At 67.4% G+C, this 18,384-nt stretch carries 13 protein-coding genes; 8 read left to right on the top strand and 5 right to left on the bottom strand.

Annotation, left to right across the window (positions count from 1 at the left end; genetic code table 11):
* Nucleotides 1–207 precede the first annotated feature (207 nt).
* The gene (locus tag H7965_RS24800; RefSeq protein WP_186773251.1) at nt 208–603 is read right to left on the bottom strand and encodes an SDR family oxidoreductase; all 396 of its coding nucleotides are present in this window, start codon (nt 601–603) and stop codon (nt 208–210) included.
* Nucleotides 604–1,346: 743 nt separating this feature from the next.
* Between H7965_RS24800 and H7965_RS24795 the strand changes: the two genes are divergently transcribed.
* The 8 genes from H7965_RS24795 (at nt 1,347) to H7965_RS24760 (ending at nt 10,373) form a co-directional block, all read left to right on the top strand.
* Nucleotides 1,347–2,342 (top strand): Bug family tripartite tricarboxylate transporter substrate binding protein, encoded by a 996-nt coding sequence (locus H7965_RS24795; protein WP_186773250.1) that lies wholly within the window; start codon nt 1,347–1,349, stop codon nt 2,340–2,342.
* Nucleotides 2,272–3,069, top strand: coding sequence for a TetR/AcrR family transcriptional regulator (locus tag H7965_RS24790; RefSeq protein WP_186773249.1), 798 nt, complete (start codon nt 2,272–2,274; stop codon nt 3,067–3,069). The genes H7965_RS24795 and H7965_RS24790 overlap by 71 nt, the downstream gene beginning before the upstream one ends.
* A 78-nt stretch (nt 3,070–3,147) precedes the next feature.
* A complete protein-coding gene (locus tag H7965_RS24785) occupies nt 3,148–3,918 on the top strand; it encodes an enoyl-CoA hydratase/isomerase family protein (protein WP_186773248.1) in 771 nt (256 codons plus the stop codon).
* Nucleotides 3,919–4,045: 127 nt separating this feature from the next.
* The gene (locus H7965_RS24780) at nt 4,046–4,972 is read left to right on the top strand and encodes a Bug family tripartite tricarboxylate transporter substrate binding protein (protein WP_186773247.1); all 927 of its coding nucleotides are present in this window, start codon (nt 4,046–4,048) and stop codon (nt 4,970–4,972) included.
* Nucleotides 4,969–5,937 (top strand): Bug family tripartite tricarboxylate transporter substrate binding protein, encoded by a 969-nt coding sequence (locus H7965_RS24775; protein ID WP_186773246.1) that lies wholly within the window; start codon nt 4,969–4,971, stop codon nt 5,935–5,937. The genes H7965_RS24780 and H7965_RS24775 overlap by 4 nt, the downstream gene beginning before the upstream one ends.
* 22 nt (nt 5,938–5,959) lie before the next feature.
* Complete coding sequence (locus tag H7965_RS24770; RefSeq protein WP_186773245.1) at nt 5,960–7,150, top strand: acyl-CoA dehydrogenase family protein; 1,191 nt, start codon at nt 5,960–5,962, stop codon at nt 7,148–7,150.
* Nucleotides 7,151–7,155: 5 nt separating this feature from the next.
* A complete protein-coding gene (locus tag H7965_RS24765) occupies nt 7,156–8,280 on the top strand; it encodes an acyl-CoA dehydrogenase family protein (RefSeq protein WP_186773244.1) in 1,125 nt (374 codons plus the stop codon).
* On the top strand, nt 8,277–10,373 hold the full coding sequence (locus tag H7965_RS24760) for an acetate--CoA ligase family protein (RefSeq protein ID WP_222440797.1): 2,097 nt from the start codon (nt 8,277–8,279) through the stop codon (nt 10,371–10,373). The genes H7965_RS24765 and H7965_RS24760 overlap by 4 nt, the downstream gene beginning before the upstream one ends.
* Before the next feature lie 313 nt (nt 10,374–10,686).
* Here H7965_RS24760 and H7965_RS24755 read toward each other — a convergent pair whose 3' ends face one another.
* From H7965_RS24755 to aqpZ, 4 genes are all read right to left on the bottom strand, one after another.
* Nucleotides 10,687–12,690, bottom strand: a complete 2,004-nt coding sequence (locus H7965_RS24755; protein WP_261394373.1) for an AI-2E family transporter — start codon at nt 12,688–12,690, stop codon at nt 10,687–10,689.
* A gap of 418 nt (nt 12,691–13,108) precedes the next feature.
* The gene (locus H7965_RS24750) at nt 13,109–13,510 is read right to left on the bottom strand and encodes a response regulator (RefSeq protein WP_186773242.1); all 402 of its coding nucleotides are present in this window, start codon (nt 13,508–13,510) and stop codon (nt 13,109–13,111) included.
* A 12-nt stretch (nt 13,511–13,522) separates the two neighbouring features.
* Nucleotides 13,523–16,558: a response regulator gene (locus tag H7965_RS24745; protein WP_186773241.1), complete on the bottom strand. Its 3,036-nt coding sequence runs from the start codon at nt 16,556–16,558 to the stop codon at nt 13,523–13,525.
* A 98-nt stretch (nt 16,559–16,656) separates the two neighbouring features.
* Nucleotides 16,657–17,442 carry an aquaporin Z gene (gene aqpZ / locus H7965_RS24740; RefSeq protein ID WP_186773240.1) on the bottom strand — a complete coding sequence of 262 codons (786 nt, stop codon included), beginning with the start codon at nt 17,440–17,442 and terminating at the stop codon, nt 16,657–16,659.
* Nucleotides 17,443–18,384 lie beyond the last annotated feature (942 nt).

The raw sequence follows: 18,384 nt of genomic DNA, 5'->3' as shown, positions 1-18,384 counted from the left end.
TCGAACCGTGCCTGTGCGACGGCATCGAGCCGCAGCGTCAAGATCAGCGGAGCCATTGCCTGAGGATCGCCGTGCAGCAGCTGCGTCATGGGGGTCTGGACTTCCGCTGGTCAGCCCCGCCACGCCGTTGCACGAACCGCGAGATGGTCTGCGGCAGCCCTGCCCGCATCGAAGCGGGTAACATAAGTATGCTGCCGCAGATCAGTCTCAAGGCCAGAGTCCGCTGCCGCCCCAGCGCCTGCAATGCTGCGCGCCCGCTTTGAAGGGATGCTGCGCCCCGGGCAGGTTCGGCCCATAACCCGACCGTTCCGCGACGTTGCTCATGGTCACGGGCGGGCAGAGCACCAACAGGTCGATAGGAGCCCCGTCGAGTTCCGCAGTAAGCGCCTCGGCCAGAAACAGCTGGATGTTTTCGGCACAGCGTAGGTCGCCAGCCGCAGCGCCGGGTAGAATGCCATTCCGCTCGAGATAACGATTACCTCGGCCCGTCGCCCAGCCGCCCCGGCGTGCCAACATGCCCCGTAGCAAGCGGTGCAGCAGCACCAGTGGCGCCATGACATTTACCGAGACAGTGCCGCGCAGCGCAGCCTCCTCGGCATCCAAGAAATCGCTGAAGGACCCCGCCTAGCATTGCACATGAGTAGGTGCACCGCGAAGTCCTCGGCCGCTGCGGCCACCGCGTCTCTGCCAGGATCCATAGCCCGGTTACCAGCCGGCCTGACCATCCGGCGCCCGGGCCGCCACCGGTCCTGTACGATTTGCGACAGCGCCTCGGCGTTCTGCCGAGCCAGCAGCAGGCCAGTCGCCACCGGCACGGCCTCCGCAAAGGCCTTGCCAGTGCCGCCAGTGGCCCCAGTGATGAGGGCACGGCGATGTGGCCGAGACATCTGCTTAATGTCCGGTGATCCATCATGTTTGGCATCTGATCCATCCCACTGCTTCCGCAAGCCACCACGGGATGGCCTCGCGCGCCATTGAGCGAAGCCTGGCCAAGCCCGACCTGGTGGAGAGGTCGCTCAGCTGCGCCGATGAGGTGCGGCGGCCGGAGCCTGGCAGCGCCAGACCCAGGCTGCCGAACAGCAGGGATTTTCGAAAGCAGCTGACGGTACCATCCTTGCCGTGCCGCTCCATGCCAGGCAGCGCGGCACTCCGATCTCTTGTCGCTCCCCATAACGTGCCTGATCATCAACGCATCGCACCGCCGGCGCAGGAAGGCATTCAGCAACCCACGTGCAGCCCCTACAGCCTAACAGAGATCATCAGCCATCCGGGGTGAACTCGCCAGCAGACAGCAATACCGCCAGCCCGAGCCAGGCAGGTACGGAACCAAAGGAGGGAACGCCACAATGACCCGCTCAGGAAACCCCACCCGGCGCGCCGCCCTGCTTAGCGTCAGCAGTCTTGTCGCGGCGGCGCTGTGCCCCTCGGTCGCAGCCGCGCAAGCCTATCCGACTCGCCCTGTGCGAATAGTGGTGCCCTTCGTCCCGGGCGGCGGGTCGGACCAGACAGCGCGGCTGGTCGCGGAGCCGCTGGGGGTAGAGCTCGGTCAGCCCATCGTGATTGAGAACCGGGGCGGGGCGGGCGGGACCATCGGCACCCTCGCCGTGGCGCAGGCGCCGGCGGATGGCTACACGCTGCTCCACGGTACGCCGGGGCCGATCATCACCAACCGCTTCCTGATGCCGTCCCTGCCCTATGACCCGGATGCGGATTTCGCTCCGGTCAGCCTGCTGACCTCTGGAGCCTATGTGCTCGCAGTGCATCGGGACGTTCCTGTGCGTAGTGTCGCTGAGCTTATCGCGCTCGCGCGGTCGCGGCCCGGGGAGCTAACATACGCTAGCTCGGGCACCGGCGCCGGCAGTCACCTGTGCGGGGAGCTCTTCGCCATGCGCGCCGGGCTCAGGCTCTCCCACGTGCCGTATCGCGGAACGGGCCTAGCCCTGCGCGACGTCGCAGCAGGGCTGGTGACCATGTCCTTCGATTCCTACGGCCCGATGATCCCGCTGATCCAGGCGGGGCACCTGCGCGTCCTCGCAGTCACCAGCTCCCGCCGGAACGCGGAGCTTCCAGAGGCGCCGACGATCGCGGAGACGGTCCCGGGCTTTGATGTCGGCGTGATCAACTTTATCTGCGTCCGCTCCGGCACGCCGCGACCGATTGTTGACCGGCTCAACCAGGCTTTCGTGAAGGTTCTTGCCCAGCCGGCGCTTCATGACAGGATGCGTGCCGCCGGCAGCAGCCCGCCGGTGTCCAGTACGCCGGAGGAATTGGGTGCCACGCTCCGCGCCGAGGTCGAGAAATGGGGCGAGGTCATCCGCCGAGCCGAAATTCGCGCCGGATAGTGCGAAGGGTGAGGCGGCGAAGAAGCCACGCCCGGCTCCGGAGCGACGCGCCCATGCCGCTAGCCTGGCTGGCATTCTGGAACTCGACGGCCAGGACCAGCCGCCGCAGGGGCGCATCGTCCAGATCTTCGAGGTGGCGTGCCGGCTGTTCGCCCAGAAGGGCTTCGACGGCGTGTCGATGCGTGACATCGCGCAGGAATGCGGGGTGTCGAAGGCAACGCTCTACCACTACTTCCCCGACAAGGATTCGCTGCTGCGCCCGCTCGCGCTCGGCATAACGAAGTCGCTCTACCTGCACGTCGCGGGGCACGACGATCCAGCGCGGCCAGCAGCGGAGCGATTGCGATCCTTCGTGGCCGAGACGGCGCGGTTTTTTGAACGGTACCGCTGGGCCTGGATTGCGGCCTCCACGACCTTCTGGAGCGACCCAAAGATCCGCGCGCGCCGCGAACGTATCGGCTGGCGGGACCGCTACGAGCAACTGGTGCGCGACATCCTGCAGGCCGGGATCGATGCCGGGGAGATCCGCGCGCTGGACGTCCCGGTGGCCGGGCGGATGATCCTCGGCGCCGTCAATTGGATGCCGCGCTGGTACGACCCAAAAGGCCCGCTGCCAGCGCCCGAGATCGCGCTTCGCTTCTGCGGGATGATGCTGGAGGGAATCGGTGCGCCTGCCGCCGCCCAGCCCAATGATTCCGGCTTGCGCGCATCCCACGCACGGCCCTAGCCTCCCGACCGATCGGTCGGGAAGCCGCAAATGGCACCGGCCATCCGGCACATTGCCGGGAGCGGGGGAACGGACAACATGTCTTCGGATGTCGTGACGCTCGAAGTTTCGGACCATATTGCGGTCGCCACCCTGAACCGCCCGCCTGTCAATGCGGTGAATTGGGAGATGCGCGACCGGCTCATCGAGATATTCGACGCGGCCACCGACCGTGACGACATCCGTGTCGTCGTGCTCACCGGGCAGGGAAAGGTGTTCTCGGCGGGCGCCGACCTGAAGCAGCGGCCCGACCCGGCCAAGCATGGTGCCTACTGGCAGCACAACCGGCTGACGCGGGAGACCGGCAACGCCATCAAGGAATGCACCAAGCCGGTCATCGCCGCGGTGAACGGCGCAGCCCTTGGTGCCGGCTTCGGGCTGATGGCGGCCTGCGACATCATGCTGGCCTCGGACACGGCCGTCTTCGGCATGCCCGAGATCGATGTCGGCCTGGCCGGCGGCGCGGCGATGCTGAACCAGTTGTTCAGCAAGTCCTTCACCCGCCGGCTGATGTTCACCGGCGACCGGCTGCCAGCCAGCGAGCTGTACCGCTTGGGCATTCTCGACTCTGTCTGGGCGCCCGACCAACTCCTGCCGTCGGCGATGCAGATGGCGGCGCGGATCGCCGGAAAGAGCCCGCTCGGCATCAAATATGCTAAGACGAGCTGCAATCTCGTCGAGCTGATGCCGCCCAAGGACGCCTACCGCTTCGAGCAGAACTTCACCTTCGAGCTGTCGAAGACCGAGGATGCACGCGAGGCACGCATGGCGCAGCTTGAGAAGCGCAAGCCGGAGTTCAAGGGGCGCTGACCACGCACACTGCCGGAGGGTCGTCATGGGCAGCAGCGAGGATCATGTCAGCGGGCGCGGGCTGCGGCGGCGCGGCGCGCTGGGCGCCCTGGGCCTGGCTAGCAGTCTCTTTCGGACGGGAAAGCCGATGGCGCAGGAGGGCGCCGGCGCCTGGCCCAGCCGGCAGCTTCGCCTCGTCATCCCCTTCGCACCGGGCGGCGCGGCCGATGGCTCGGCCCGCAGCCTTGCCGATCTGCTGTTCCGGCGCCTGAACCAGACCGTCGTCGCCGAGAACCGCAGCGGCGCCGGCGGCACGCTTGCCGCGCTCGCCGTCGCGACCGCCCCGGCGGATGGCTACACGCTGTTCTACGGGACACCAGGGCAGCTTACGACGCTCCCGATCCTGATGCGGGACATCCCCTATGACGCCGACCGAGACTTCCAGCCTGTCAGCCTGATCTCGCGCACGGCCTACGCCATCGCGGTGCACCCCGCCGTGCCTGCGCAGACGCTGGCCGAGCTCATCGCGCTGGCGAAAGCCCAGCCGGGCCGGCTCGCCTATGCCACCGCCGGCGTGGGGTCGGGCCCGCACCTCTCCGGCGAGCTGCTGAATTCCATGGCCGGGACCAGCCTCACTCATGTGCCCTATCGCGGCAGTGGCCCAGCGCTGAGCGACGTCATGGGCGGGCAGGTGCCGGTTTCCTTCGATAATTTCGGCAGCCTGCTGCCGCTGATCCAGCGCGGCAGCTTGCGCGGCATCGCCATCACCTCGGCGCGCCGCTCCCCCCTGCTACCGGAATTGCCGAGCGTGGGCGAAACCCTGCCCGGCTACGACGTGACCGCCTTCGGTTTCATCGCGGTTCGTTCGGGCACGCCGCGGCCGATCGTCGATCGGCTTAATGCCGAGATCCGGGCGGTGCTGCGGGACCCGGCCTTCCTGGCCCGCACCGCCTCATTCGGCGCCGTGGTCGAAGGCAGCACGCCGGAGGAGACGCAACGGATCCTGCGCGCGGAATCGGTGAAGTGGCGCGAGGTGATCACCAAGGCCGGGATCCGGCTGGAGGCAGGTCCATGACCACACCACGTCGCAGATTGCTGGCCGGCGCAGTGCTGGCGGGTGCCGGTACGGTGGCACGGGCGCAGCCGGCGGAGGCATGGCCGACCCGCCCGGTCGAGATCGTGGTGCCCTACGCCGCCGGCGGCCCCGCCGACCGCTACGCCCGCGCCTTCGGTAACCGCTTGGCTGAGATCTGGAAGCAGACTGTAGTGATCTCCTCAAAGCCCGGCGGGGCTGCGGCCATCGGCGCCGCAGCAGTGGCAAACGCACCACCCGATGGTCACACGCTGCTGATCGGATCGACGGGCATCATCACCAACCAGCTATTGCTGCGCAACATGCCCTATGCGCCAGCGGCGCTTTCGCCGCTCGCCCTCGTCGCCTTCGGCGGTGGCATCTTCTTCGTGCACCCGTCCGTACCCGCAACCACGGCGAAGGAGCTGCAGGCCTATGCCAGGGCCAACCCGGGCGCGCTGAAGTTCGGCTCCTCGGGCATTGGCTCGACGCCGCATCTGGCGGCAGAGCTCTTCGCCCTGCGTGCGGGTATCGAGATCACCCATATTCCGTATCGCGGCACTGCGCCGGCGCTGACCGACCTGCTCGCTCACCACATCAACGCCATGTACGACTCCGCCACCTCGATCAGGCATGCGCGGGAGGGGAAGCTGCGGGCCATCGCCAGCACCGGCCCCCAACGCAACCGCATCTCGCCCGAAGTTCCTACGATGGTCGAGAGCGGCTTCGACGTGGAATGCCGGACCTTTTATGGCTTTCTCGTGCCGTCCTCGGTGCCGGCCGGACTGCGGCGGAAGATCGAGGCGGACATCATCGCCGCTGCCGGCAGCGCGGAGATGCGGGAGATGTTCGTGCAGGATGGGCTCGACCCCGAAGCCATGCCATCGGACGCCTTCGAACGCTTCCTCGCCGGAGAGCTGGTGAAATGGGCCGAAGTCTTCCGCACCGCCAACATCACCGTGCAATAGGCCGGGGCCGCAGGAGCAGAACATGCATGCTGATCGCCGCGCCTCGATCGACTACGAGGCATTCCGTGCCGAAGTCCGCGACTTCGCCCTGACGCAGTGCCCGCCGGAGCTGCGGCTGGCGGTGACGCGGCTGAAGAAGGTCGGTCGCCACGAGATGTGTACTTGGCAAAAGATCCTCTACGCCAAGGGCTGGGGGGCGCCGAACTGGCCTATCGAATATGGCGGAACGGGCTGGGACCTGCGCCAACGCCACATCTTCGATGAGACGCTGGCCGAATGCGACTGCCCGACGCAGCCCTATCAGGCGCTTCGCCACATCGCGCCGGTCCTGATCGAGTTCGGCACGGTGGAGCAGAAGGCGCGCTTTCTGCCGGGCATCATCCGCGGCGAGGTGCATTGGTGCCAGGGCTATTCTGAGCCGGGCGCTGGGTCCGACCTGGCCTCGCTCAAGACCCAGGCGGAGCGCGTCGGCGACGAATACATCGTCAACGGCCAGAAGATCTGGACCACCGGCGCGCATGAGGCCGACATGATGTACGCGCTGGTCCGCACCGCGCGGGGCACGCGCAAGCAGGATGGCATCACCATGCTGCTGATCCCGATGGACTCGGTAGGCCTGACGGTCCGCCCCATCCGCACTATCGACGGCCTGCACAACGTCAATGAGGTCTTCTTCGATGATGTCCGTGTGCCCGTTGCGAACCGCATCGGCGAGGAGGGCAAGGCCTGGGCCTATGGCAAGTTCCTGCTGAGTCATGAGCGGCTCGGGGGCGCCAATGTCGCGCCGCTGCTGCGCCTGCTGGCCCGCACCCGCCGCATGGTCGCAGAGGAGTTCCGTGACGAACCCGGCCACCCGCAGAAGGCGGCACTCGAGCGGCGCCTGCTGCACGCAGAGGCGGAGATCTATGGCGTCCGCGCGCTAGGTCGCCGCGCCATCGAGGACATCGTGCACAAGCGGCCGCTCGGGACCATCTCCTCCGCCATCAAGCTCCTGTCGTCGAACTTGATGCAGACGCTCGACGAGATCGGCTTAGACGCGACCGGACGAAGGGTGGCGGCGCGCTTCCGCATTACCGGCGACGATCGGGCGAATGCAGGCGAGCCTGGTGTCGAATGGCTGACCAACTTCCTGCATGGCAGGGCCCGGACGATCTACGGCGGCAGCAGCGAAGTGCAGAAAAACGTGCTGGCGCGCACCCTTTTCGGATCTTGATCGCAATGTCCTTTGCTGCAGCCCCGATGGTGCCGGGCGACCTCTTCGACTCCGCCTCCAGGCTAGCCGCTGCCTGCGACGCCCGCTTCGCACGGCTGATTGAGCCGGAGGCGCGTGCTGCCCTGCTCACAGAGGTCTGGCAGGAGATCACGGCGCTTGGCTGGCCCGCCGTTGCGGTAGCGGAGGAAGCCGGCGGCGCCGGCGGCACCCTGCGCGATGTCGCCGCCCTGGTTGAAGGCGGCGCGCGCAGCGCCTTGGCCTTGCCGCTCGCCAGCGCCTTCGGCGTGGTGCCGCTGCTGCTGGCCGGCGCGGGTGGTGCCGGCGGGGAAGTGCTCGCCGGCATTGCGGCAGGCACGCATCGGGTCGCGGCGGCAATCGCGCCGGTCCATGGCACGGCCGCCGGATCGCCGATGGCGGCACGCTGGTCCGACGCCGCGCCACGGCTCAGCGGGGCGATGATCGGCATCGATTGCCCGCCGGACCCGACGCATTTCCTCGTCACCTGCCGGATCGAGGGTGAGGCCGCCCTGCTGCTGGTGCCGCGGGGCGATGACCGGGTGACGCTACGACATCATGAACGCATCGACGGCCGCCCTACCATCGACCTCCACTTCGGCGAGGACCGGCGGCTGGATGGCACGCTGCTGGCCCGCGGCGAGGCAGTCGGCGAGGCCACCGCCAGGGCCCTCCGCGCTGGCGCCTTCCTTGCCTGCGTCGAGGCCGTGGCAGCCATGGGAGCGCTACTCGAGCAGACCATCGCCTACCTGTCCAACCGCGTGCAGTTCGACGCGCCGTTGGCGAGCTTCCAGGCGCTGCGACACAAGGTGGCCGAGCTCTACGTTGCGCAGGAGAATGCCCGCGCGTTGGTGACAGAGCTGCTTGACCGGGTCGCTGCGCCCGGCGCCTGGCCGGATCGCGACCTGGATCTGGCGAAGCTGTACCTGGGCCCGGCCAGCCGCCGCTTCGCCGCCACGACCATCCAGCTGCACGGCGGCATGGGCATGACGGAGGAACTGCCGGCCTCGCGCCTGGCGAAGCGCCTACTGATGGTGGAATTCGAGTACGGCGACACCGCCTCCCATGAGGCGCGGCTGCTGGCCGCGGACCCGTTGGCCGAGGCCTCGGCATGAGCGCGCCGTCGGTGCACCCGCTGGAAAAGCTGTTCCGCCCGCGCTCGGTCGCCGTCATCGGCGCCTCCGGCGATCCGGGGAAGCTCGGCGGGCGGACCCTGTTCCATCTCAAGGAACTCGGCTACCGCGGCAGGATCTTCCCCATCAACACCAGCGGCAAGGAGGTGCAGGGGCTGCCGTCCTGGCGAAGCATCGCCGATCTGCCGGAGGTGCCGGACAGCGCCCTCGTCCTGCTGCCCGCGCCCGCCGTTGCGCAGGCGCTGGAGGATTGCGCGGCCAAGGGCATCCTGCATGTCCAGGTGCTCTCCTCCGGTTTCGCCGAGGAGGGCGGCGAGGGCGTCGTCATGCAGGAGCGCGTGGTGGAGATCATCCGCCGCACCGGCATGCGCATCACCGGGCCGAACTGTCTCGGCAGCATCAGCCCACCCGATGGCTATTTCGGCACCTTCTCCAGTCTGCTGGCGACTGCCAAGCCGGGGCCGGGCAAGGTCGGCATCGCCACCCAGAGCGGCGCCTATGGCTCGCATATCTACGCGGTCGCCGGCTTCCGCGGCATCGGCATCAGCCGCGCCATCGCCACCGGCAATGAGGCCGATATCGATGTTGCCGCGGCCATCGACTATCTAGCGGAGGATCCCGGCACAGCGGTCATCTGCGCCTCGCTGGAAGGGTGCAGGGATGGCGACGGGTTGCGGCGCGCGCTGCTGAAAGCGGCTGCAGCGCGCAAGCCGGTCATCATCATGAAGGTCGGCAGCACCGAGGTCGGCGCCGCCGCTGCCGCGACGCATACCGGCTCCCTGGCCGGAGAGGATCGCATCATCGATGCGGTGTTCCGCGAATGCGGCGCTTGGCGTGTCTCTTCAATTGAGGAGTTGCTCGACGTCGCGCAGCTCTGTGCCATTGCGCCGCTGCCGCCCTCCTCTGGTGTCGGCATATTGAGCGTCTCGGGCGGCATCGGCGTTCTGATGGCGGATGCCTGCATCGAGGCAGGGCTGGACGTGCCGCCGATGCCGCCCGAGGTTTTGGCGCAGATCCGGGAGATCCAGCCCGTCGCCGGCGGCCGAAACCCCGTCGATACAACCGCGCAGCTCGGCGGCCGGATGCATGTCTTCGAGGACATCAGCCAGGCGATGATGCAGGGTGCCCAGCTTGGCGCCATCATCTTCTACCTCGCGCATATCGGGCGGAACGTTGCGCGCTTCCCGCCGCTTGAGGAAGCGCTAACGGCGTTGCGACGGAGCTTTCCGGACCGGTTGGTCGTCGCGGTCATGACCAGTGTGGAGGAGGTCCGGCAGCGGCTGAATGTCTTGGGTGTCCCGGTCTTCGAGGATCCGACCCGCGCCGTGCGGGCGATCCTTGGCGCCGCCCGCATCCGCGTGCTGCAGGCGGCGGCCGCGGCACCGCCTGCGATCGGGCCTGGGCCCCCGCTCGACCTCTCCGCGACGAACGAAGCCGCAGCGAAGGCGCTACTTGCCGGCGCCGGCCTGTCAGTGCTGCCGGAGCGGGTATGCTTGACGGCCGCCGAGGCCGCCGAGGCGGCAACGGCGCTCGGCTTTCCGGTCGCGCTCAAGATCCTGTCCGACGACATCCCGCACAAGACGGAGGTCGGCGGCGTGATGTTGAATCTGGCCGACGTCACGGCAGTCGCGCAGGGCTTCGACGAAATCATGCGGCGCGCGCGGGCGGCGAAGCCCGCGGCACGGCTCGATGGTGTGCTGGTCGCCCCGATGGTCACAGATGGTGTCGAGACCATCATCGGCGTGCAGCGCGACCCAGTCTTTGGGCCAATGGTCATGTTCGGGCTCGGCGGTGTGTCGGTCGAATTGTTTGGGGATGTGGCCTTCGCCTCGGCGCCGCTGACGCCGGAACGGGCGGACGCGCTGATCAATTCGGTCCATTCGGCACGGCTGCTCGCTGGTTGGCGCGGCGGACCGGCGCTCGACCGGGAAGCGCTGGTGGAGGCGCTATGCCGCGTCTCGAAGTTTGCAGCAAGGCATCGCGATGCCATCGACGTTGTTGAGATCAACCCATTCCTCGTGCGCGCGCGGGGCGCGGTCGTGTTGGACGCGCTAATTGCGCCACGCCGCGCGTAGACCGGATTAGCCAGGGCGGGTCCACCGGAGAATAATACCCATCGCGCGCAGTTCCCGGCTCAGCGTCTACTTGGACAATGAGATGCGGAACTCCTCCCACAGCCACTGGCCGAGGTCGACCAACCGCCAGCGCACCACACTGTAATTAGAGGGCACCGGCCCCCGCCTCGATCGCCGCCACCGCCAGTAGCCGCCGCGAATGTCTGGCGTCCCTCAATCGCCGCGATAGGACGCGCAGCGCCGGCCTATCATAGTCAGGACGGAGGGAAGCGGCTGACTTATGGCGAGGCTCCGTTGCTTGCCAGCTTGGATCTCATCGCCGTCGTGTCGGGGAGTCCTTTCGTGAGGCACAGGCCATTGGGGTTGGTTTAAGGTCAGAGCCGTTTGGCGCCGCTTCTGGCCGTGCGTCTTTGCCGCCGTCCGTGGATGGGGTTGTGGTCAATGCATCCGCAACTGCTTCTGCTGTCCCCCGTTCCTGCGCGGCGTGCGCCGCCGTAGCGGCCGCGGCCGATGCAGCCTGGCACAGGGCAACCACTTCGCCCATTGAGGTGACGACGGTTTCGCCTGGTCCCTCGGCCCTCAGCGCGGCCAGCATCGGACTGTCTGACGCAGCGTGCCAAAGTGCAATCACCGTCCGCGCCTCGGGCAGGTGGCGCCGCAGGCGGCGCAGGAAGTAGCGCACACTTGCAGCGCTGCTCCCCCCTTCCAGGACCGAAAGGCAGCACAGACGCACCCGCGTTGGATCCAGCCGCTGTTCAATCTGAGCCGCATCCAGCGCCGCATTTGGCTTCACGCGTCCGCCGAAGCCGTGGCCGCGCAGAACCTGTGCGGCCATTGATGCGGCGAGCTCATCAAACGGTCCCTGACCAGCAACGCAGAGGACCGCCCCCTCGTGCCGCCACGTCTCTGGCACCGTGGCAGCAGAGACGGAGGTGTCGGCGTTCGACGAGGCATCCTGCGTGTCAACAAGATCATCGAGCAGCACCTCTACCTGGCGGCGGATGACCTCCGTCCGCTTCGGATCCAACACCTCACGCGACCAATCCGCCTGGGCCAGAGCGAGACCGCGCAGGGCCACCTCGTCGACATAGCCGGCCAGCGTCGCTCCGTTCCCCTCACGCAGCTGGCGCCGCGCCTGGGACACTAGCCCGTCAGCATCGCCTTCCAAGGCGCGCTGGTAGAAGCTTTCCTCGAGCCGCAGCGGTGGGCGGTCGCCGAGCATCACCTCCAGGAACTCCAGACGCTCCACATGCCGCCCCAGAACCACAAGGCAGACGGTGAGTGGTACCGCCAGAAGCAGCCCAATCGGCCCCCAGAGGAAGGCCCAGAGGGTCGCCGAGACGATTACCGAGATCGGCGATAGCCCGGTTGAGTGGCCGTAGAGCAGCGGCTCGACGACTTGTCCCATCAGCGGCTCGCTAATCAGAAACAGCCCGAGCACCCACAACGCGAGGGACCAGCCCGGATCCACCGCCAGCGCTAGCAGCACAGGCGGCACCACAGCGATAAGCGTGCCGACGAAAGGCACGAAGCGCATCAGCCCGGCCAGAATGCCCCAGAGCACCGGATTTGGCAGCCCGATCAGCCACAGCCCGGCGGAGATGAACAGGCCGAAGCTGGCGTTCAGCGCGACCTGCGCCAGGAAGTAGCGGGAAAGGCGGTAGGCCGCGTCGTTCAGCGCCACGATGGTGCGATGCAGGTCGCGCGCCCCCGCCAGCCGGATCACCCGGTCGCGCAAATCCTCGCGGTAGAGCAGGACGAAGACCACAAAGATCACTACCAGTCCCGCCGTCGCCAAGGGTGCTAGCAGCGGCTCGGCGGCGCCGAGCACCACCTCCAGCGGGGTCGCCGCACCGGGTCCCACTGCCGGGCTCACCGGAACAGAACCCGTGGCGCCGCCGACTACCAGCGGTGGCAAGGAGGTCTGGTTTCCGGGGCCGCCGATGTCAAAGCTGCGCAGCAGTCCATCCACCGCTTGCAACATCTCGCCATGGCGGAGCGAGTCCAGCTTCGCCCGCACTGCCGCCTGGTAGCGCGGCAGGTTCGCCGCGAGCTGCGCCACTTGGCCGCTCACCGCCAGGCCGATGCCAAGTATCACCGCGAAACCGAGCGCCACAGCGACCACGACCGAGAGCACACGCCCCAACCGTAGCCACCGCTGCAGCGCCCGCGCTACAGGCGCCAGCACAAAGGCGAGCAGCACTGCCAGCACCAGAGGCACCAGCAGGTCTCGGCCAAAATATAGCGCCGCGACCACGATCGCCCCAGCGCAGAGCGTAACGAGGCCTGAGGCTGGCACACCTGCCGCCGGTGGCATAACCGTTGCCCGCTGCCGGTCCGGTAAGCTCGCCGAGATGACGCCTCTGTCGTCGTCCGTTCTCATCGTCACCGCCCGTATGCATGGGTTGCCACGCACCCGGAAATGGAGCGAGCGCCGTACATGCAACGCTCACAGCATTGAGGAGGTTGCCGGAGGTGAGGGTGTCTGTGGGGCGAACCACACGGTGTGGCAGCCGCTAACGCCCGGCAATCAGAAGGACGAGCAACCGCGTCCAACGGTTATCATTGGCGTTCTCGCCGCCGTACCGGCAGCGGCCGCAGCGCACGACGGCCTCACCGCCGGCCGTCCTCATCGCGGCGGCAGCGCTCTGGTGCGGGCCGGACTTCGCCACCCCGCTCGCAAGCTCTGCGGAGGATGGGCGGCCGGCTAAATGGGACGCCTCCGCGTCGCGCCCTCAGCCTCTCCCATCTCGCTCCATTGCGCGGTCTTCACCAGCCAGCATCGCCGCGTCGATCTGTGTCAGTAGGCGCGAGAAGTCCACGGGCTTCGGGTGGTAGTCGTCGCAGCCGGCCTGAAGCGTCTTGTCGTGGTCGCCCGACATCGCGTGCGCAGTCAGCGCGATGATCGGGATGCGCGCGGTAGATTCGTCGCCGCGCAGCGTCCGGGCAGCGGTCCAGCCGTCCATCACCGGCAGGTTCATGTCGAGCAGGATGATGTCGGGCAGCTCGGCACGCGCCTTCTCCACCCCCTCCTGCCCGTCATGAGCGAGCACGACGTCGAAGCCGCGGCGCCGCAGGCGGCGCGAGAGGAAGTCCCACAGCTCCTCGTGGTCCTCCACCAGCAGGATCTTGGTCATGGCGGCGAATTCCTATGATTGTGTCAGTTTGGCGAGCGCGGCAGCGCCGCGCCGCGCTACGGCAATGCGGCGGAGTTCCTCGGCCAGCTCCACCGGCGGCTCCGCCTCGGCGGGAAGAATGCGGCGGACCTGGCCGCGCAGGCGCTCGATTTCCTCCGGCGCCACGTCGCCGCCTGTTAGTGCGATGATGGGAATTGCCTGCCACTGAGGTCGGCGCTGCAGTTCCTGGATTAAGGCGAAGGCGTCATCACCCGGCGGCTGCACAGAAACCAGCAACAGGCCCGGCAGGTGCGGATCGGAGGTATCAAGAAGGTGCAGCGCGGTGGAGCTGTCGACGGCCTCGGCCACAGCCCAGCCCTCGGCTTCGAGCAGCCGGCGCAGCTCGCCCCTCCCCTGGGGATCGGTCTCCACTACCAACGCGGCGCTAGGCGAGGTGGGCTGCGGGCGGTAGCGGCCGAGCACCTCCTTCAGCCGCTCCCAGCGCACCGGCTTGGTGAGGTAGTCTGAAGCGCCGAGCGAGAAGGCCAGCCCCCTCTCCTGCACAATGGTCACCATCACCACCGGCACCTCGGCCAACTCCGGGTCGGCCTTCAGGGCGGAGAGCACAGCCCAGCCGTCCATCCGCGGCATCATCACGTCGAGCAGAACAGCGGTCGGGCGCAGTTCCCGGGCCATGGCCAAGCCCGCCGCGCCGTCCGCGGCGCAGCGGACGGCGAAACCTTCGCGCTGGAGAAAGCGGGCTAAGAGATCGCGCGTGGCGGGGTCGTCGTCCACCACCAGCACCAGGCCTGCCGCTCCGTCCTCTTGGTACTCTTTCCTCTCGGAGGTTCCCTCCCGTGCGGCCACAACCGGATCGTCGTCCGGCGTGCGGATCTTGCGCAGGTCGGCGGGCAGACGGACGGCAAAGATTGTGCCCTGGCCTGGCTCGCTGTCCGCTGCGACGTCGCCCCCAAGCAGCGCACAGAAGGCTTTGGTGATTGCTAGGCCGAGCCCGGTACCCCCGAAGCGGCGCGTGGTGGAAGCGTCGGCCTGAGTGAACCGCAGGAAGAGCCGCCCGAGCTGCTCGGGCGTCATCCCAATGCCTGTGTCGGCGACGCGGAACTCCACCCATTCGACACCCGAATCATCACGCCAGCGCCGGCCGGCTAGGGTGACCTGTCCATCCTCGGTAAACTTGGCGGCGTTGGAAAGTAGGTTAATCAGGCACTGGCGGAGCTTCACGGGATCCGAGTGCATAGCGCCGAGATCGGGCCCGACAGCAAGCTCCAACCGGTTTCCCTTCTTCTCGACTAGCGCCTGCACAGTAGCCGCCACCTCCTCGACAAGATGGCAGGCGTCGAAGTCCTCGAGCTGTACTTCCATCTTGCCAGCCTCGATCTTCGAGAGGTCAAGCACGTCGTTGATCAAAGATAGCAGGTGCCGGGCATTGCTCTCAATCTTGCGCAGGTCACCAAGCAGCACCGCGCCGCCCGCCATGTCCGCCACCTCCTCTTCGAGCATCTCCGAGTAGCCGATCACGGCGGAGAGTGGCGTGCGCAATTCGTGGCTCATATTCGCGATGAACTGGCTTTTCGATTGGTTCGCCTCCTCCGCGGCCTTCTTCGCCGCTGAGAGCGCTTCCTCGGCCCGCTTTCGCCGGAGGCACTGCCCGAGCATCCCGCCCAGAGTTGCAACGGAGAGCAGGAGGGAGGGGTCGGTGCGCAGCGGCGCCCGCATGAAGAACTCCACCACCCCGATGACCTCAGCTTCCGCCACAGCCGGAAACACGAAAGCGGCGTGGAGGCCAGCATCCACGGCCGTCTTCCGCCGCACGAAGCCCGCGTCCTCCAGGAGGTCAGATACAACCAGCGGCTCAGCGCTCATCCATGCGCGCCCAGGCAGCCCTTCCCCACGGGCGAATGAGAGGGCCTCCGCCGCTCGGAGGAACTCCTCCGCGCAAACGGTCGGCGACGACCATGTCGCGACACAGCGAAGCGCCTCCCCGGAGGCTTCGGCGGCCCAGAAAACCCCCACCTCCCATCCCAGGCCGGTGCCGATCGCCGCGAGAGCGCGCGGCAGCGCGTCCTGCACGTCGGTCGCCTCCGCCAGCGCGCGGCTGGCGGCATATTGCACAGACAGGCGCTTGTGCGCGTCCTGGCGGCGGGTGGTATCGGAGAAGGTGAGGACGCTCCCGACCACTGCGCCTCCGTTGAGGATTGGGAAGGACGAATATTCGGCGGCGAACGGTGTGCCGTCACGGCGCCACAGGACTTCGTTCTCGAGCCGCACCGCCTGTCCGTCACGGACACTGCGCAGCATCGGACACTCGTCCTTCGGGTAGGGCGACCCGTCCGGGCGAGTGTGATGGATCAACGCGTGCATGTCGTGCCCAAGAACGCAGTCGCACGCGTAGTCGAGCATTTCGAGGGCGGCTCTGTTAACGAAGGTGCATCTGCCCTCGGCATCGACGCCGTAGACGCCGTCACCGATCGAGTCTAGTAAGGTAATCTTCTCCCGTCGCTCCTGGTCGGCGGCCTGCGCGAGGCGTGTCGCGCGCTCCGTCGCGGCGCGGAGCGCAATCTCGGCCTCGACCGCCGCCGCGAGGTCGCGCACCATGGAGACCTCCCGTGGCATCCATTCGCGGGGCTTCGTGTCGACCACGCAGAAACTGCCTAGCACTTCGGTGTTCAGGAGCAGCGGGACGCCGAGGTAGGCGATCACCCCGAGGTCGGCGACGGCGCCGTTGTCGCGCACGCGCGGGTCGGTGCGGGCGTCGGAGACCACCAGCGGCTCCCGGTTGACGACCACCAGCTTGCAGAAGGAGTGCGACAGCGGTGTCTCACGGCAACTCGCCCACGGCTCCGGGAGCCCCTGGGCGCTCTTGAAGAACTGCCTGCGGTCGTCCACCAGGGAGACCAGGGCCAACGGGGCATCCAGGACGGCCCTTGCGAGGCGCGTGAAGCGGTCGAACGCCTCCTCGGCCGGGCTATCGAGCAGGCCTGTGGCCGACAGCGTGCCGAGCCGCCTCGGGTTGAGAATTGCGCCTGTATCGACCGGAGTCTTCGACACACGATTTCTCCATAGGGGTCTTATTAGAGTGCGCGCCAGTCACTGGCCTAACAGGCGCGTTCCGAGCGACAGCCGACCTCCTGCTAACGCCGCAGGTCTCAGCGTGGCTCACGTGCCAGCATGGGAGCGAGCGCCTCGTCGGGCGAGGCGGCGGCGCGGCGCGGTGCGGCGGAGGTGTCCGCCATGTCAGACGCTTCCTCTGCCGACAGCCAGCGGTGCAGCAGCCCGGCCGCTAATGCGCCGGCGATAGGCGCCACCCAGAACACCCAGAGCTGCTGCAACGCGAGCCCACCCACCGCCAGCGCCGGCCCAGTGCTGCGAGCCGGGTTGAAGGAGGTGTTGGTGATCGGAATCGAGATTAGGTGGATCAGCGTCAGGCAGAGCCCGATAGCAAGGCCAGCAAAGCCTGCCGGTGCTCGCGCCGCGGTTGCACCGAGGATCACCAGTGCGAAGAAGAAGGTCATCGTTACCTCAATCACCAAGCCCGCTACCAGCGGATACCTGCCCGGCGAGGCGTCGCCGAAGCCGTTGGCCGCGAGGCCCTTGGCGGCGAGGTCCCAGCCCGGTTGCCCGGAGGCGACCAGGTAAAGCAGGAAGGCCGCGGCGATCGCGCCGATGAGCTGCGCGGCGATGTAGCCCGGCGCCTCCACTGCGCAGAACCGGCAGGCGGCGACCAAGCCGAGCGACACGGCGGGGTTCAGGTGGCAGCCGCTGATGTGCCCGATGGCGTAGGCCATGGTGAGAACCGTCAGGCCGAAGGTAAGGCTGACACCTAGCAGGCCGATGCCGATCTGGGGAAAGGCGGCGGCTAGCACCACGGCGCCGCAGCCACCAAAGACGAGCCAGAACGTACCAAGAAACTCCGCCGCCAGCTTGCGTGACATGCATACCTCCCCTTAATGGGAATGGCGCTGAAGAAGTGCACCGCAGGCATCGTTTTTGATGATCCAGCCGCTAGCAGATTCACAAGAGGATGAAACGTTATCGCCTTCAGGTGAAACGGGCCACGCGCCGCAGCTTGCTCCACGCTGCGACGAGCGTCACGACACCCCGGTAGTCCGTAGCAAGAACTGGCGCGGCGCGAGGAGGGCAAAGAGCTGCGGTTGGGTGCAGTCCCATCGAGAGAGGCGCCTGCCGTACTCCAGCAGAGCCGCCTGACAAGCCGTCAACGTATCTCGTGCCATACCGCCGGCTTCGTATCTTCTCATCGGCCACTTCCTGTATCAATGTCGTAACCAACTGGAGCGCGTGGGCTTGCTCAGGGTTCCACTAGAGCAAGCAAGGCTCTAAGTGGGGCCTTCGCCTGATGCAGCGGATTGGCGCCAAAAAGAGCGGATCGCGGTCGCGCGTAAGATCGCTGTCATTTTCCGCTGAATTTGGGTGGACGGCACCGAGTTCTGGTGGACGCGCGAGGAGGCCCAACTGGCCTGTCCCGCACGCCACCATCCAGGCTCCGCTCCGGCGTAGAGGCTGTCTCTGCCGGAACGGTGGGTGGAGGCGACCGCGCAGAGCCCGTTGACCGCTCCGGCGTACCCCGCCTGATCAGGCCGTTGCAAACATCGCGGCGTCACACCGCTGACCCCTATCATGGGGCAGACCACACCGACCCCGAAGAGAACCATGACCTCGGCAGCGGTCAGCCTCCACTTCGGTGCTTGAACTGGAAGCCCGATTAGAAAACGAGGTTTTTAGGCGAACTCCGCCTCGATCAGGCCGACCGTCATCCCTGTTGGTAGCAGGCGCGTGATCCGTAGTCCCACCGAGGCGAGGAGCGCCCGCCACTCGCCCTTGGTGCGCTCGCGCCCGCCCGTCCTGACCAGCATGTT

It is taken from the genome of Siccirubricoccus deserti, assembly GCF_014283215.1.
Taxonomy (GTDB): Bacteria; Pseudomonadota; Alphaproteobacteria; order Acetobacterales; family Acetobacteraceae; genus Siccirubricoccus; species Siccirubricoccus deserti.
This window is presented reverse-complemented; position numbering and strand designations above follow the sequence as displayed.